This is a genomic window from Aquitalea pelogenes, from assembly GCF_001515305.1.
GTDB lineage: Bacteria > Pseudomonadota > Gammaproteobacteria > Burkholderiales > Chromobacteriaceae > Aquitalea > Aquitalea pelogenes.
This window is the reverse complement of the sequence record NZ_LNQV01000044.1, coordinates 1-15,825: the sequence shown is the minus strand read 5'-3', so window position 1 is coordinate 15,825 and position 15,825 is coordinate 1. Positions and strand designations below refer to the sequence as shown.

17 protein-coding genes are annotated in these 15,825 nt (G+C 63.2%); 12 read left to right on the top strand and 5 right to left on the bottom strand.

The features are described 5' to 3' along the window. The first annotated feature begins 96 nt into the window (after positions 1-96). Positions 97-987: a LysR substrate-binding domain-containing protein gene (locus AWT75_RS16300; protein ID WP_062790524.1), complete on the top strand. Its 891-nt coding sequence runs from the start codon at positions 97-99 to the stop codon at positions 985-987. Here AWT75_RS16300 and AWT75_RS16295 read toward each other — a convergent pair. The 3 genes from AWT75_RS16295 to AWT75_RS16285 form a co-directional block, all read right to left on the bottom strand. Continuing rightward, positions 978-2,339 carry an MFS transporter gene (locus AWT75_RS16295; RefSeq protein ID WP_062790522.1) on the bottom strand — a complete coding sequence of 454 codons (1,362 nt, stop codon included), beginning with the start codon at positions 2,337-2,339 and terminating at the stop codon, positions 978-980. The two genes, AWT75_RS16300 and AWT75_RS16295, sit on opposite strands and share 10 nt — an antisense overlap. A 49-nt stretch (positions 2,340-2,388) precedes the next feature. After that, positions 2,389-3,855 carry a 2-hydroxymuconic semialdehyde dehydrogenase gene (locus AWT75_RS16290; protein WP_062790521.1) on the bottom strand — a complete coding sequence of 489 codons (1,467 nt, stop codon included), beginning with the start codon at positions 3,853-3,855 and terminating at the stop codon, positions 2,389-2,391. 116 nt (positions 3,856-3,971) lie between these two features. After that, entirely contained in the window at positions 3,972-4,949 is a 978-nt protein-coding gene (locus AWT75_RS16285) for a LysR substrate-binding domain-containing protein (RefSeq protein ID WP_045848444.1), read from the bottom strand. Between the two features lie 168 nt (positions 4,950-5,117). Here AWT75_RS16285 and AWT75_RS16280 point away from each other — a divergent pair, with 168 nt between their 5' ends. The 8 genes from AWT75_RS16280 to AWT75_RS16245 all read left to right on the top strand — a co-directional run bounded on the left by AWT75_RS16280 (position 5,118) and on the right by AWT75_RS16245 (position 11,654). Continuing rightward, a complete protein-coding gene (locus AWT75_RS16280; protein ID WP_269429372.1) occupies positions 5,118-5,930 on the top strand; it encodes a 2-keto-4-pentenoate hydratase in 813 nt (270 codons plus the stop codon). Then, positions 5,927-6,862 (top strand): acetaldehyde dehydrogenase (acetylating), encoded by a 936-nt coding sequence (locus AWT75_RS16275; RefSeq protein ID WP_045848425.1) that lies wholly within the window; start codon positions 5,927-5,929, stop codon positions 6,860-6,862. Before AWT75_RS16280 ends, AWT75_RS16275 begins: the two co-directional genes overlap by 4 nt. An 11-nt stretch (positions 6,863-6,873) precedes the next feature. Further along, on the top strand, positions 6,874-7,893 hold the full coding sequence (dmpG, locus tag AWT75_RS16270) for a 4-hydroxy-2-oxovalerate aldolase (RefSeq protein ID WP_062790519.1): 1,020 nt from the start codon (positions 6,874-6,876) through the stop codon (positions 7,891-7,893). Then, the gene (locus tag AWT75_RS16265) at positions 7,890-8,666 is read left to right on the top strand and encodes a 2-keto-4-pentenoate hydratase (RefSeq protein ID WP_062790517.1); all 777 of its coding nucleotides are present in this window, start codon (positions 7,890-7,892) and stop codon (positions 8,664-8,666) included. Before dmpG ends, AWT75_RS16265 begins: the two co-directional genes overlap by 4 nt. Beyond that, positions 8,663-9,082 carry a RidA family protein gene (locus AWT75_RS16260; protein ID WP_045848422.1) on the top strand — a complete coding sequence of 140 codons (420 nt, stop codon included), beginning with the start codon at positions 8,663-8,665 and terminating at the stop codon, positions 9,080-9,082. Before AWT75_RS16265 ends, AWT75_RS16260 begins: the two co-directional genes overlap by 4 nt. 33 nt (positions 9,083-9,115) lie before the next feature. Next, positions 9,116-9,679 (top strand): 3-hydroxyanthranilate 3,4-dioxygenase, encoded by a 564-nt coding sequence (nbaC, locus tag AWT75_RS16255; protein WP_062790515.1) that lies wholly within the window; start codon positions 9,116-9,118, stop codon positions 9,677-9,679. Positions 9,680-9,801: 122 nt separating this feature from the next. Continuing rightward, positions 9,802-10,677 (top strand): amidohydrolase family protein, encoded by an 876-nt coding sequence (locus tag AWT75_RS16250; protein ID WP_204377080.1) that lies wholly within the window; start codon positions 9,802-9,804, stop codon positions 10,675-10,677. A 110-nt stretch (positions 10,678-10,787) separates the two neighbouring features. Next, complete coding sequence (locus tag AWT75_RS16245) at positions 10,788-11,654, top strand: alpha/beta hydrolase (RefSeq protein ID WP_062790512.1); 867 nt, start codon at positions 10,788-10,790, stop codon at positions 11,652-11,654. A gap of 195 nt (positions 11,655-11,849) precedes the next feature. Here the strand turns inward: AWT75_RS16245 and AWT75_RS16240 are convergent, their stop codons facing one another. Both AWT75_RS16240 and AWT75_RS16235 read right to left on the bottom strand, forming a co-directional pair. Further along, a complete protein-coding gene (locus AWT75_RS16240; RefSeq protein WP_052694315.1) occupies positions 11,850-12,884 on the bottom strand; it encodes a linear amide C-N hydrolase in 1,035 nt (344 codons plus the stop codon). A 145-nt stretch (positions 12,885-13,029) separates the two neighbouring features. Beyond that, the gene (locus AWT75_RS16235) at positions 13,030-13,725 is read right to left on the bottom strand and encodes a MarC family protein (RefSeq protein WP_062790509.1); all 696 of its coding nucleotides are present in this window, start codon (positions 13,723-13,725) and stop codon (positions 13,030-13,032) included. Between the two features lie 374 nt (positions 13,726-14,099). Between AWT75_RS16235 and AWT75_RS16230 the strand changes: the two genes are divergently transcribed. The 3 genes from AWT75_RS16230 to AWT75_RS16220 all read left to right on the top strand — a co-directional run bounded on the left by AWT75_RS16230 (position 14,100) and on the right by AWT75_RS16220 (position 15,677). After that, positions 14,100-14,639, top strand: coding sequence for a 3'-5' exonuclease (locus tag AWT75_RS16230; protein WP_062790505.1), 540 nt, complete (start codon positions 14,100-14,102; stop codon positions 14,637-14,639). Then, positions 14,636-15,292, top strand: coding sequence for a Crp/Fnr family transcriptional regulator (locus tag AWT75_RS16225; protein WP_052694314.1), 657 nt, complete (start codon positions 14,636-14,638; stop codon positions 15,290-15,292). Before AWT75_RS16230 ends, AWT75_RS16225 begins: the two co-directional genes overlap by 4 nt. A gap of 196 nt (positions 15,293-15,488) precedes the next feature. Further along, positions 15,489-15,677, top strand: coding sequence for a YgaP family membrane protein (locus tag AWT75_RS16220; RefSeq protein WP_045848416.1), 189 nt, complete (start codon positions 15,489-15,491; stop codon positions 15,675-15,677). Positions 15,678-15,825 lie beyond the last annotated feature (148 nt).

Genomic DNA, 15,825 nt, shown 5'->3' with positions numbered 1-15,825 from the left:
GGGATGCTGGCTGGCAGCAATAAAGCGCCATTGTATTGCGACTGTTTTTGCCGATAATCTGCCTAATCGGTAAATGATTTTTTCACAGGAGTAATAATGGCGGCATGGCAAGGGGTAAGCGAATTCGTCAGCGTGGCCGAACTGGGCAGCTTTACCCGCGCTGCCCGCGCGCTGGACTTGTCAGTCGCGCAGGTCAGCCGCGAAATCACCCGGCTGGAACAGCGCCTGCATGTGCAGTTGCTGTACCGCACCACCCGCCAGCTGACGCTGACCGAAAGCGGCCAGCTGTACTTGCAGCATTGCCGCCAGTTGCTGGACGGGCTGGACGAGGCCGAACGCGCGCTGTCGCTGCATCAGGCCGTGCCGCAGGGCAGGCTCAAGCTCACCGCGCCGGTGGCCTATGGCGAAAGCCATATTGCCCCGCTGATCACGGCCTTTTTGCAGCAATACCCGGCCTTGGATATCCAGCTCAACCTGACCAACCAGGTGCTGGACCTGGTGGCCGAAGGCTATGACCTGGCCATCCGGCTTGGGCATCTGAGCGAATCCAGCCTGGTGGCGCGGCGGCTGGCCAGTCGCCGCCAGCATGTGTGTGCCGCCCCGGCTTATTTGCAGCGTCACGGCCTGCCCAACAGCCTGTCCGAACTGGAGGGCCACAACTGCCTGCTGGGCAGCAACGACTTCTGGCATTTGCAGGAAGGCGGCAAGCGCCGCCTGCTAAGGGTGAAGGGCAGCCTGCGCTGCAACAGCGGCCATGCGCTGACCCATGCCGCATTGCAGGGTGTGGGCATCGTCCAGCTGCCGGATTACTACGTGGCGCGTCATCTGCACAGCGGTGCGCTGGTGGAATTGCTGACCGCTTATCAGGAGCCGGACGAAGGCATCTGGGCGCTGTACCCGCACAAGCGCCAGCTCTCGCCCAAGGTGCGCATGCTGGTGGACCATCTGGCCGAGTGCCTGCCCGGCTTCAAGCCGCCTCAAGCCTGACGCTGGCTGGTTTGCAGGCGCAGCTGACGATGGTAATGCCGGTATTTCAGCATCAGGCACAGGGTGATGAGGGCGGCAGGCCAGAACAGCGCGCTGAAAATCACCCCCGGCGCCATCTGCTGGCGTAGCAGCTCGGCACCCAGCAGCACCCCGCTGATGGCCCCGAAACGGCCCACTCCCAACATGCTGCCCACGCCGGTGGCCCGGCAGTGGGTGGGATAAAACCCGGCCGCCATCGATGACAGGGCCGACTGTCCGCCGCCAGAGGCAAAGCCCATGAAAAACACCAGGCTGCCCAGCAACCAGCCCTGTTCGCCCTGTCCCACACTATTACCCACCACCCAGGCCAGCACACCTGCCGCCAGATAGGTGCCGGCCAGTACCTTGTTGGATTCGTGGCGACCCATCAGCCAGCCCACCACGATGGAGCCCACGCCGCCGCCAATGGGAAACAGCGCACTGATCAGCGAAAACTGTTGCAGGCTCAGCCCGGCCTCTTTCAGCAGCAGCGGCATCCAGTTCACCCCCATGTAGTAAATCAGCATGCTCATGAAACAGCACAGCCACAGCAGCAGCGTGCCCATTGTCCAGGGTTGGCTCAGGACTTCGCGCCAGCTGCTGTTGGCTGATGTGCCTTGTTGTTCGCCCAGACTGAAACGCTGCGCCCCTGCCAGGCCGGGGTGACGGGAAATGCGCTGCAAAATGCGCCGGATACGCTCGGTACTGGCCTGGCGCGCCACCAGATAGCGCACCGATTCCGGCATTTTCCAGGCCAGCAGCAGGCACAGCAGCAGGGGGACAATACCGCCCAGCAACATCAGTGACGGCCAGCCATACAGCGGCAGCAGCCAGCCGGCACACAGGCCACCGGCACCGGCCCCCAGCGGAAAACCGCACAGCATGGCACTCACCAGCATGGCGCGGTGCCGGGCAGGGGCGTATTCGGACAGCAGGGTGATGGTATTGGGCAGGGCGGCACCCAGGCCGATGCCGGTCAGCAGGCGGTAAACGGTAAGAACGGAGAGCGAATCGGCCCAGGCGGTGATGAGGCTGCCAAGGCCGAACAGCAATACCGACCACAGCAATGCCGGTTTGCGCCCCAGCCGGTCGGCCAGCGGCCCGGCCAGCAAGGCGCCGATGGCCAGCCCGAACAGGGCCGCGCTCAGCGCCTGGCCCAGCTGGGGTTTGCTCAGGCCCCATTGCTCCATCAGCGAAGGCACGATATAGGCCACGGCGGCCAGATCGTAGCCATCCAGAAACATCACCAGAAAACACAGCAGCAAAATCAACAACTGATAAGGACCAAAACCGGCTTCGTCGATCAGGTCCTCGACATTCAGGGAGGTGGACATGGCTAGAACTCCTGACGGACAGCGCGGCTGCCCGGTGCAAAGGGGGTGATTACAGCTTGATGCAGACGTTGCTGATGTCGGAGTAGAAGTCCAGCGAGTAGCGCCCGCCCTCGCGGCCCATGCCGGACAGCTTGCTGCCGCCAAACGGCGTGCGCAGGTCGCGGGCGTACCAGGTGTTCACCCACACGATGCCGGTATGGATGCGGCGGGCCAGCCGGTGCGCGCGGTCCAGCCGGGTGGTCCACAGTGCGCAGGCCAGGCCATAGGGGCTGTCGTTAATGCGCTGCAGCACTTCATCGTCACGGTCGAACGGGGCGATATGGCAGACCGGGCCAAACACTTCCTCGCGCACACAACGGGCGTGGTCGGACAAACCCGTCCAGATGGTGGGGCGTACGTAAGCCCCCTGATCTCGCGCATCGCCAAAGTGCGGCACCTCGCCACCGGTCACCACGCGTGCGCCTTCTTCCCGCGCCAGCGCAAAGTAGGACAGCACTTTTTCCCGGTGCTTGTGCGAAACCAGCGGGCCAAGATCGACGTTTTCTTCTGCCGGGTAGCCTATTTTCAGCGCCTCCGCGCGCTGTTTCAGGGCGGCGACAAAACGGTCGAAAATGGGCCGTTCCACATAAACCCGCTCCGAACACAGGCACACCTGCCCGGTATTGAAGAAGGAGGAACGCGTCACGCCCTCCACCGCGGCGTCGAAATCGGCATCGGCAAACACCACGGCGGCATTCTTGCCACCCAGCTCGAACGACACTTCCTTCATCCCGTCGGCCACCGCCTTCATGATGGCGCTGCCAGTGCGGGATTCGCCGGTAAAGGACACCGCGCTGATCTGCGGCTGGCGGGTGAGGTATTCCCCGGCAGAGCCCGGCCCGAAACCATGCACCAGGTTGAACACCCCGGGCGGCAGGCCGGCATCGTGCATCACCTGCGCCAGCAGGGTGGCAGACGACGGTGTTTCTTCCGAGGGCTTGCACACCACGGTATTGCCCATGGCCAGCGCTGGGCCCAGCTTCCAGGTCAGCAGCAACAGCGGCAGGTTCCACGGCGAAATTACCGCCACCACCCCCAGCGGCTTGCGCACGGTGTAGTTGAACAGCACGCCGCCATCGGCCTGCGGGGTTTCGCAGCTTTCGCTTACCGCGGTGGCGGCCAGGTCGGCAAAGGTGCGGAAATTGGCAATGGCCCGCGGTACATCCAGCGTGCGCGCCAGGTGCACCGGGCGGCCGGTATCGGCTACTTCGGCGGCGACAAATTCCTCGAAGCGCGCCTCGATGCCATCGGCCACCTTATGCAAAAGTTGTGTGCGTGCGGTCACGCTCATGCTGCCCCAGGGGCCATGCAGCGCCTGTGCCGCAGCTTGCGCAGCGGCGGCTACTTCGGCCTCGCCGGCTTCGGCCACCTGGCAGATCAGGCTGCCATCCACCGGACTGATATTGTCAAAGCGGGCAAGCCCGGTACTGAGAAACTGGCCGTTGACGTATAGCGGCAGTATTGCTGGACTGGACATGGCAATTCCTCCATTCAAAGCCCATGCTGCATCAGCGCAGGATGGGTGAAGGCGAGTGTAGGAAGGGCCCTGCCATGATTGAAAATGAATAAATCGGGCTTTGCTATGCCTGATTTTTATACAGCTGCCGACTCCTGCATGTCCTGGCCCACCTGTTTCAGGTAGTCGATCAGTTTGCGGCTGGCCGGGGTCAGCGGCTTGTCATGGCGCACCGAATAACCCACCGCAGCCGGTGGCCCCACCTCGCCCAGCGGCAATATCGCCAGCAGCCCGGCTGTTTCAAAGCGGCGTGCCGCTTGCAAGGGCATCAGGCCCAGACAGTCGGACTCCACCAGCAAATTGACATTGGTGAGCAAGGACAGCGATTCGAGCAGGTTGTCCGGCATGGCCAGCCCGGCGTCGACAAAAAACTGTTCGGCCACCCGGCGGGCCGGGGAATCCGGTGGCGGCACAATCCAGGGCCAGTGCTGCAGCGCATCCAGCGTCAGAGCGCTGGCAGCCAGTAGCGGGTGACGGCTGCCCGCCACGATGCACAGGCTGTTGCGGTACAGGGGCTGGTGGCGTAGCGGCAGCTTGCGGGTGAACGGATCATCCAGGTCAGGCAGGCGTCCCACCACCAGATCCAGCTCGCCGGAAGCCAGTGCGGGAAACAGATAATCCTGCGGCCCTTCACGCACGGTAATCAGTAATCTGGGGGCCGTCGCTTTCAGACGCAAAATGGCGCGCGGCAGCAGGCTGGAGCTGGCGGAAATCTGCGTGCCCACCACCACATGGCCACTGATGCCGCCCTTGAAGGTATTCAATTCATCGGTGAGATAGCGCAGTTCTGCCATCACCGCTTTCACCCGCTCACCCAGCAACACGCCGTATTCGGTGGGCGAGACCCCGCGATTGTTGCGGTGGAGCAATTCGGTATCCAGCTGCACTTCCAGTTCACGGATGGCCTTGGTGACCGCAGGCTGGGTCAGGTTCAGTTCGCGGGCGGCGCGGGCGATGGACTGACAGCGCAATACCCGGTCGAAAACCAGCAAGGGGCGCAGCTTCAGCCGGTTGAGCACAATGTCGTTGATGGAAAACAGCGCTTGTTCACCCATGACTCTCTCCCGCTCTGCAATGGCAGTGACTATGGCATAACTTTCCGGCATGGCAGAAGCCGGATTATTCATTTTTTGGCACTGATAACGGCTCATACACTGGACTGCGTTTCCACTGAGGCGGCCCGGCCACTTCCGGCCTTGTCCCCATCTTTGCAGGAGAACGCAGTGAGCAATTCCCTCAATCCCGCCCAGCATGAGGCTGCCTTGCAGTTGCGCATGGCAGCCGAGCACGGCCAGCCCTGTGCGCCGGTGCGCAGCCTGCTGGGCGAGCTGGATGTCGATGCCGCCTATGCGGTGCAAACCCTCAATGTCCAGCACGCCCTCACACAAGGCCGACGCCTGGTGGGCAGCAAGATCGGCCTCACCTCCCGCGCAGTCCAGCAGCAGCTGGGCGTGGCGCAACCGGACTTTGGCCGCCTGTTTGCCGACATGGCCATTGCCGATGGCGAAGAAATCGCCATCCAGCGCCTGCTGCAACCCAAGGTCGAAGCCGAAATTGCGCTGGTACTGGGGCGCGACCTGCCGCACGAAAAGCACACGCTGGCAGACCTGATTGGCGCGGTGGACTACCTGCTGCCGGCCATCGAAGTGGTGGACAGCCGCATTGCCGGCTGGGACATCCGCATCAGCGACACCATTGCCGACAATGCCTCCTCCGGCCTGTTCGTACTGGGCAGCCGCCCGGTACTGCTGCGCGAGGTGGACGTGGTGGGCTGCGGCATGGTGCTGGAGCGCAAGGGCGAGCCGGAAAGTGTCGGCGGCGGTGCCGCCTGTCTGGGCAATCCGCTGCTAGCGGCGTGCTGGCTGGCCGACACCCTGGCCCGGCGTGGCGATGCGCTTAAGGCGGGTGACATCGTGCTGACTGGCGCGCTGGGGCCGATGGTGCCGGTGCGTGCCGGCGATGTATTCACCGCCCGCATCCAGGGCCTGGGGCAGGTATCCGCCCGTTTTGCCACCACACAGGGAGAGGCAGCATGAAACCCACACGTATCAAGGCCGCCATCATCGGCTCCGGCAATATCGGCAGTGACCTGATGATCAAGCTGCTGCGCCATGGCGAAGCGATCGAGCTGGTGGCCATGGTCGGCATCGACGCCGCTTCGGATGGTCTGGCCCGCGCCAAACGGCTGGGGCTGGCCACCACCCATCAGGGCCTGGACGGCCTGCTGGCGCTGCCGGAATTCGCCGATATCAGGATCGTGTTCGATGCCACCTCGGCCGGCGCGCATGTGGAACACAACCGCGTGCTGCAACAGCATGGCGTGCGGGTGATCGACCTCACCCCGGCGGCCATCGGCCCCTATGTGGTGCCGGTGGTCAATCTGGAAGCTCACCTGGACGCGGCCAACATCAATATGGTCACCTGCGGCGGCCAGGCCACCATTCCCATGGTGGCGGCGGTCAACAGCGTCACCCCGGTGCTGTATGGCGAAATTGTCGCCTCGATTGCCAGCAAATCCGCCGGCCCCGGCACCCGCGCCAATATCGACGAATTCACCGAAACCACCTCGCAGGCCATTGTCAGCGTGGGCGGTGCGCGCCAGGGCAAGGCCATCATCATCCTGAACCCGGCCGAACCGCCGCTGATGATGCGCGACACCGTGTTCTGCCTCACCGGCCCGGCCGACCGTGCCGCCATTGCCGCCGCCGTGGAGCAAATGGCCGCCAGGGTGAAAGCTTATGTGCCCGGTTACCGCCTGAAGCAGGCGGTGCAATTCGAAGACATCCCCGCTGCGGATGCCGCCGCCTATCCCGGCCTGGGGCCAGAAGGCGGACTCAAGGTGTCCATCTTCATCGAGGTGGAAGGTGCCGCCCACTATCTGCCTGCCTATGCCGGCAACCTGGACATCATGACTTCCGCTGCCATGGCCTGCGGTGAACGCCTGGCCACCCGACTGCTGCAAGCCTGAGGAAACCCGCCATGAACAAACTCTATATTTCCGACGTGACCTTGCGCGACGGCTCGCATGCGGTGCGTCACCGCTATTCGCTGGAGCAGGTGCGTGCCATTGCCCGCGCGCTGGACGAAGCCCGTGTCGACTCCATCGAAGTGGCGCACGGTGACGGGCTGGAAGGCTCCAGCTTCAACTACGGCTTTGGCGCACACAGCGATGTGGCGTGGATTGCCGCCGCTGCCGAGTCGGTCAGCCACAGCAAGATTGCCACTTTGCTGCTGCCCGGCATTGCCACCGTGCATGCACTGCGCAATGCCTACGATGCCGGTGCCCGCGTGGTGCGCATTGCCACCCACTGCACCGAGGCCGACATCTCCAAACAGCATATCCAGTACGCCCGCGAGCTGGGCATGGACACCGTGGGCTTTCTGATGATGTCGCACATGACCAGCCCGCAGCACTTGGCGGCCCAGGCCAAGCTGATGGAAAGCTACGGCGCCACCTGCATTTACGTGGTGGATTCCGGCGGTGCCTTGCTGATGCAGGATGTGCGCGACCGCTTCCGTGCACTGCGCGATGTGCTGGACCCGGCCACCGCCACCGGCATTCATGCCCATCACAACCTGTCGCTGGGGGTGGCCAACTCCATCGTGGCGGTGGAAGAAGGCTGCCAGCGCATTGATGCCTCGCTGGCAGGGCAAGGCGCCGGGGCGGGCAATGCGCCGCTGGAAGTATTCATTGCCGCCGCCGAGCGCCTGGGCTGGAACCACGGCTGCGACCTGATCCGCCTGATGGATGCGGCGGACGATATCGTGCGTCCCACCCAGGACCGCCCGGTACGGGTGGACCGCGAAACACTGGCGCTGGGTTATGCAGGGGTGTACTCCAGCTTCCTGCGTCACGCGGAAAAGGCAGCAGGGCAATACGGGCTGAAGACACTGGACATCCTGCTGGAAGTGGGCCGTCGCCGCATGGTGGGCGGGCAGGAGGACATGATTGTCGATGTTGCGCTGGACCTGCTGAAACAACAGGAGGTAGGCGCATGAGCTTGCTGATTCAGGAAATGGCGCTCCAGCTGGATATCGCCACCCAGTGTCACGAAGCGACGCCGCAGCTGAGTGCACAGCAGCCGTTTGACCTGGCGACGGCCTATCGCATCCAGCAGGCAGGCATCCGCCTGCGCCAGCAACGCGGCGAGCGCGTGGTGGGCCTGAAACTGGGCTTTACCAGCCGCGCCAAGATGATACAGATGGGCGTGGACGCGCTGATCTGGGGCGAACTGACCGATGCCATGCAACTGGCCGATGGCGGCACGCTGGATCTGTCCCGGCTGATTCACCCGCGGGTGGAGCCGGAAATCGCCTTCATCACTGCCTGTGACATCGACCGTCCCCTGTCGCTGGCCGAAGCCGGGCTGGCCCTGGCCGGCGTGGCCCCGGCGCTGGAAATCATCGACTCGCGCTATCGCGACTTCCGTTTCAGCCTGCAGGACGTGGTGGCCGACAATTGCTCTTCCGCCCGTTATGTGATTGGCCCGCTCTGCGCGCCGCAGGCTGCACTGGATAACCTGGGCGTAGTGCTGCGCTTTGATGGCCGCCCGGTGCAGATAGGCAGCAGCGCCGCCATTCTGGGCCAGCCGCTGCGTGCGCTGGCGGAAATCTCCCGCCTGCTGCACCAGCAGGAGCGCGTGCTGCCAGCCGGTTCGCTGATTCTGGCCGGTGCCGCCACCGCGGCCGAGGCACTGCGCCCCGGCCTGCATGTCAGTGTGGAAGTGGCCGGTTTGGGCAGTTGCGCCTTCACCACCGGAGAGCCGACATGACCAACACCCAGGCTACTGTCGTCAGCGGCAAGGCCACGCCGCGTGGCCGCTTTCCCCACCTGAAACGCGCGGGCGACCTGCTGTTTGTTTCCGGCACCAGCTCGCGCCTGCCCGACAACAGCATTGCCGGGGCCCAGGCCGATGCCATGGGTGCCACCCGGCTGGACATCGCGGTGCAAACCCGCTGCGTGATCGAGAACATCCGCGACATCCTGGCCACGGCGGATGCCAGCCTCGCCGATGTGGTGGAGATCTGCGCCTATCTGGTGGATATGAACGACTTTGCCGCATACAACGCGGTTTATGCCGAGTACTTCGATGAAAGCGGGCCCACCCGCACCACGGTGGCGGTACACCAGCTGCCGCACCCGCACCTGCGCATCGAAATCAAGGCGATTGCCTACAAGCCGCGCTAGACGGCCCGGCAGCACTTTTTGAGGAGAAACCATATGCAATTGCAATACGGAATGCCATTGAACCTGCTGGACTGGGCCGAACGCAACAAGGGTGAACTCAAGCCGCCCGTGTGCAATGCCGCCATCTGGCCGGACGGCAACTACATCATCAACATGGTGGGCGGGCCCAATACCCGTACCGATTTTCACGACAACCCGACCGAAGAAATCTTCTACCAGATCAAGGGCAATGCCTACATCAATGTGTGGGACCGGGGCCGCTTCGAACGTATTGACCTGCGCGAGGGAGATGTATTCCTGTTGCCTGCCCATGTCATTCATTCACCGCAGCGCCCGGAACCCGGCCTGTGCTTTCTGGTGGAGCAGCCACGCCCACCAGGCGCACATGACAGCCTGCACTGGTATTGCCCGGTATGTGCCGGCGAAATCTGGCACATCTCCAAGCAGCTGGAGAGCCTGGTGGACGACCTGCCCAAGGCCTATCAGGCGTTTTACGCCATCGGTGAGGAAGGTCGGCGTTGCAAGCATTGCGGGACGGTGCATCCGGGCAAGGACTACGCCGCCTGGCATGACATGCACCTGCGTGCGCAACACTAGAAAAGACGCATCATGATAGACATTCACTCGCATTTCTTTCCGCGCATCAGCCAGGCCGAAGCCGCCCGGCTGGACCCGCAGCGCGCCCCTGGCTACAGACGCAGGGGGCGGAGGGGCAGATCATGGTGGGCGACCGGCCGTTCCGCCCGGTGTATGACGCGCTATGGGATGGCGCGCGCCGGCTGGAATTCCTGGACCGGCAGGGCATAGACATCCAGATCATGTGCGCCACGCCGGTGATGTTCGGCTACCACGCGCCCATCGAACGCGCGCTGCCCTGGGCACAGCTGATGAATGACCGGGCGCTGGAAATGGCTGCCATTGCGCCCAAGCGGCTCAAGGTACTGGCCCAGGTGCCGTTGCAGGATGTTGACGCGGCCTGCCGCGAAGCCAGCCGGGCGCGCGACTGCGGCCATGTCGGCGTGCAGATTGGCAACCACGTTGGCCCGCTGGACCTGGATAACGCCGGTCTGCTCACCTTTCTTGCCCATTGTGCGGCAGAAAACATCCCGGTGCTGGTGCATCCATGGGACATGATGGGCGGCGAGCAGCGCATGAAAAAATGGATGCTGCCCTGGCTGGTGGCCATGCCGGCGGAAACCCAGCTGGCCATCCTGTCGCTCATCCTGTCCGGTGCCTTCGAGCGTTTGCCGCGCAGCCTGAAAATCTGCTTTGCCCATGGTGGTGGCAGCTTTGCCTACCTGCTGGGACGTGTGGACAACGCCTGGGAACAGCGCGACATCGTGCGCGAAGACTGCCCCAGCAAGCCGTCCAGCTATGTCGACCGCTTTTATGTCGACTCCGCCATTTTTGATGCAGCGGCGCTGCGTTTGCTGGTGGATACCATGGGTAGCCAGCGGGTGATGCTGGGCTCCGATTCGCCCTTCCCGCTGGGTGAGCAGGAGGTGGGCTCGCTGATCCGCCATGCCGGACTGGGCGAGGGACAACAGCAGCAATTACTGGGTAGCAACGCTCGCCGGTTCTTCAATCTGGATTGAGTTGGCAAAGCTGGACGGCAGGGATCGGGCCATACCGCCATCCGGCGACAGCCGGTCCCTGTCTTTCATAAACTTGGTTTCCCTTTCCTCCCGTAGCATGGATGTCCGCGATGAAAATTGACCTGATGTTTCCCGACCTGGCCAGCCGTGCCGTGCAATACAACGCCCGCGCCTCGGTAGCGGATTTTGACGCCTGCATGGCCAATTACGCCCGCCTCGCCCGGCAGGCCAAGGCAGAGGTAGCCGGTATTTATGACCTGCCTTATGGCATGGGCAAGGCCGAGCGGCTGGACGTGTTCCCTGCCTGCGCGCAACCCGCGCCGCTGTTTGTCTTCATCCATGGTGGCTATTGGCATTCGCAAAGCAAGGAGGACGCCTGCGGCATGGCCAGTGTGCTGCACCAGCATGGCATTGCGCTGGCCACGGTGGAATACACCCTGCTGCCCGAGGCCACGCTGGCAGAGGCGGTGCGCGAAGTGCGCAGCGCCATTGCCTGGCTGTACCGGCATGCCGCCCAGTACGGCATTGACCCGCAGCGTATTCATGTCGGTGGCAGTTCTGCCGGCGGGCATCTGGTGGGCATGCTGTTTGCTCCGGATTGGCAGCAGGATTACGGCTTGCCAGCCGATGTGATCAAGGGTGTGCTGGCACTGAGCGGCCTGTATGACATCCGCCCGCTGTGTGACATCTACGTCAACGACTGGCTGCGCTTGTACCCCGATCAGGCCGCACGGCTCAGCCCGCTGCTCTGCCTGCCCACGGCCGCACAGGCGGGCAAGCTGGTGTTGAGTGTAGGCGGCAAGGAAACCGACGGTTTCCGGCATCAGACGCTGGCTTATCATCAGGCCGCAAGCGCAAAGGGGTTGGAGGTGACGCTGGTGGAGGACAGTCACAACAACCATTTTTCCCTGCTGGATGAACTGGCTGTTGCCGACAGCCCGTTGAGCCTTGCCTTGTTGCGCATGATAGGCGCGTAAGCATCTAGGCATCATGGCACCGCAGGGCAAGCTGCCGTGCGGTGCGCTTCATGATGCCGCTGTCCGGCTGAATCGGCGCTTAACCCCCGCTAACAACCCCCCCGCTCCAGCGTTGCGCCGCCTTGCCGTACGCCATGTACTGTCTGCGGCGGCGCGCCTTGGCTCGGGTTCTCTACGAGGTTGTGTTAGCAGTTCTTACAGCCGGGGCTGGCTCAGACTGATGTTCTGGCGCAGGAAGGGGCCAAAATCCTGTCGCCGTACCGCGTGGCAATCGCTAAAGTCATCCAGCGCCAGTTGCAGGTAATTGACCGCATCATCCGGACGGATCAGCAATCTGCGACGGCTCAGGTCGGTCAGCGTGGTAAAGGTGGTCCATTCCTCTTCTATCTGGCCGCTGCCGGCATCCACCAGATTGCTGGCGCCACGCGGGCGGTCGAACTTGTTGGCAATCTTGGCCACCAGGGCGATGGCTTCGTCGGCTGACTGCGGGGTGCGGCAGAACTGCACATAATAAGCCGCCCGCACAAAGCGCCCGGTCGAGGTGTCGTCTGCCGGCAAGCCCGCCAGTGCATTACCCACATCTTCCGTGCGTGCCAGATGCTGGCCAAAGCGCTGTTCGCGTTTGCCCAGGTTGGAAACATGCGCGTAGTTGTCCAGATTGGTCAGATGCCAGTCAAACGCCGGGCCATTGGTCATCACCCCGACCGGGTTGTCATGGACCACGGCCTGTCCGCGGTCGAACTCGATCACCAGGCCGCGTGCCTGTGCATCGAACACCGCGTAGTGGAAGGGAGCCGGCGTGTTGTCCAGGCTAGGCAGCGGGTCCACCCAGAACCGGGACTGGCTGACAAGCTGACGGACTTCCTCGCAATCGGCACAGCGTGCCAGCAGCCAGCTGCCCACTTCCGATACGGCAATCAAGGTTCTGCTGTCCTGCTGCTGCGGTGTTGGCAGCGTGGTTTCAGCAAACATGTTCATGTTTACGCTCAGGCCTGCATCGTTGATGCCGGCAACTGCCGGCATGCGTTCGGCGCTCAGACGCAGATCGATGGAGAGAAATGCATGCTCTGCCACATAGTGTGTGGCGGCAAAGCCTGGCGGAACCTGACCATTGAATGCGGTGCCACGCGGGTAGTAGGACAGGACAAAATCCAGCTCCTGGCCAAACTCCAGCGTACGTCCCTGGTAGGCATTGCCGTGTTGATCGGTCAGCATGAAGGTGGTGCACATGGTATGGGCCTTTATCAGGTTGCAGGGCAGAGGAAGGGCCGGTTCCGTGTTTGCTGCGGCACGGCAACCGGTTGCTGGGAACAAGACGCAGCGCGGGGCATGGTGGTGGGCGGCGCAATTGCCGGGTGCAGGCTGGCATTGCCTTTCAGGGGGCAGGTGCTATCAGCGCATGCAGCCCGCCCCAGGCAATTTGCAGGCCGACGGCAAAAATCAGGAAGGCCATGAAGCGGTTGATCATGTTTTCCGATGTGGCCCCCAGCCGCGCCACCAGCTGCCCGGCATTCAGATAGCACAGGTAAATCAGCACGCTCATGGCGGCCATGCCGATGATCAGCCCGCTGGTGCTCAGTGCCGAGCGGACATAGCTTTCGTTGTAACTGTGCGCGCTGAGGGTGAGTACCACCGAGATGGTGCCCGGCCCCACGGTGAGGGGAAAGGACAGCGGGTAGAACAGGTCATTTTCCACACTGCTGACTTGCCCGGCATCCACTGCTGCCGATTCCGCGCTATTGGCCGACTTGTCCTGGCTGCTGGCCGTGCTGCTGAGCGATGTCCAGCCCATCTTGCAAATCATGATGCCGCCGGCCAGCTTCACCACCGGAATCGACAAGCCGAACAGCATCAGGATCCAGCGCCCCATGAACAAGGCGGCAATCACCGTCAGCATGGCGTACCAGGCAATCTTGCGGATGGCCTGCTTGCGCTCATCCAGCGGCAGATGGCGGAAATAAGGGTTGACGATGAAGGCGGTGCCTATCGGGTCCACCACCGGAAACAAGGTGATGAAACCGACAAAGGCAGCGTGCAGCACGGTATTGAAATCATCCAGCAAGGCAATCATGACAGGCATCCGGGAGGGTGATTGCAGGGTTTTCCGTGCAACTTGGCAGGGCGTGTTGCCACGGTTTTGCGACGCTAGCACGGGCCTGTCGGCGGCCTCAATGTGCTACCCGGCTTGATCTACGCATTCCGATACCATCTTGGGAAACTTCCCAGCCCCCACTTGATTACCCGGCCAGGCAGCACAACACGGGTGTGCACAGGAAAACGGGGTGAAATGCCGCCAGGGATTCCGTATCATGCAGCTTTGCCGCCAGCCTGTTGCCGGGCGGCACCATCCCTGTCATCAAGGCCTGTCATGTCCCTTACCCGGCAAATCCCCCGCGAAGAAATCAAGACCATGCCGCTGTTTCCGGCGCTGACCCCGGAACAGGTATGCATGCTGGACAGCCCGGCAGCCCTGGCCGCTGCCATGCCTGCCCTGTTGGCAGCGCCGTGCTGGGTTTTGATACCGAATCCAAACCCACCTTCCGCAAGGGCGAGGAGTCGGACGGCCCGCACCTGATCCAGCTGGCGGACAGCCAGTGCGCCTGGCTGGTGCCGGTGGTGAAGGGCGTGCTGCCGGAGGAAATCAAAGCCTTGCTGGCCGACCCGGCCCGTCCGCTGGTGGGTTTCGATCTGGTATCCGACCGCGCCCTGCTGAAAAGCCGCTTGGGTGTGGAGTGTGGCGGGCTGATCGACCTGGGCAATCTGCTGCCCTCGGACGATGCCCGCATCACCGTGGGCGCGGTGCAGGCGGTGGCGCGCTTGTTTGGCCAGTACTTTCGCAAGTCGAAAAAGCTGTCCACCACCAACTGGTCGCGTCTGCCCTTGAGCCCGGCCCAGCAGGCCTATGCCGGTAACGATGCCTGGGTGGCGCTGCGGGTGTATCAGGAACTGCAAGCCCGGGGCCTGTTGCAGGAAACCGCGGCATGAGCGACTGGACGCGCGACTTTGCCATTCTGGATGCGCTGGACGAGGCCAGCCGCACCCAGTTGCTGGCGCACAGCCATGCCATGCAGGCGCCGGCCGGCACGGTGCTGTTTCGTGAAGGCAGCCCCTGTCAGGCCTATCTGTTTTTGCTGCAAGGGCAAATCCGGGTACAGAAAGTGGGCGAAAACGGCCGCGAAATCACCCTGTACCGGGTGGAAAGCGGGCAGACCTGCATTGTCACCACCGCCTGCCTGATGAGCGGTAACGACTACGATGCCGAAGGGGTGGCCGAAACCGCCATCCACGCCCAGGCGCTGCCGATTCCGGCATTTCGCCAATTGCTGGCCGACTCCGCCAGCTTCCGCGACTTCGTATTCCGCGCCTATGGCAGCCGCATTGCCGATTTGCTGTTGCTGATCGAGGAAGTCAGCTTTGGCCGTATCGACCAGCGTCTGGCCGCCTGCCTGTTGCAGCGTGCCCGTGGCCAGGCTGCACTGAGCACCACCCATCAGGAACTGGCGGCAGAGCTGGGCAGCGCGCGCGAGGTGATCAGCCGTCAGCTCAAGGAATTCGAGCGCCGTGGCTGGATTCGCCTTGGCCGTGGCCAGTTGCAGTTGCTGGATGCTGGCGCCTTGCAGCAGCTCGCCGGCAAATAGGCTGTGGTATTTAGCGCTGCGAACAAAACCTCGTAGCGAACCCGGGCCAAGGCGGCGCAACGCTGGAGCGGGGGTTCTGTTAGCGGCTCTTGTGGCTGGCCGCGCCACTGTGTGACCTAGTCACTGAAGCGGGCTGCCGCAAGTCCTAATATCTCCTCATCGCCATCCCGCATGGCCCTGAACCGAGGAGAACACTATGTCCCCGAATGTAGGCGGAATCGACCGCATCCTGCGCATCGTGATTGGTATTGCCCTGATCGTCGCCACCGTGGCCGGCCTGCTGCCGGTATGGGGCTGGATTGGCGTGGTGCCGCTTGCTACCGGGCTGATTGGCTGGTGTCCGGCCTATCTGCCCTTCGGCATCAAGACCTGCAAGCTGAAGTAAGCGCGGCTGACAAAATCCCTGCTGCTGCGTTGCGCCTCCTTGCCGTACCCTTGTACTGTCTGCGTCGGCGCGCCTTGCCCCAGGGGCGCTGCGCTATTTTGTCAGCAGCCTGGGCATGCTCGCAAAACCCTGCTGCTGCGTTGCGCCT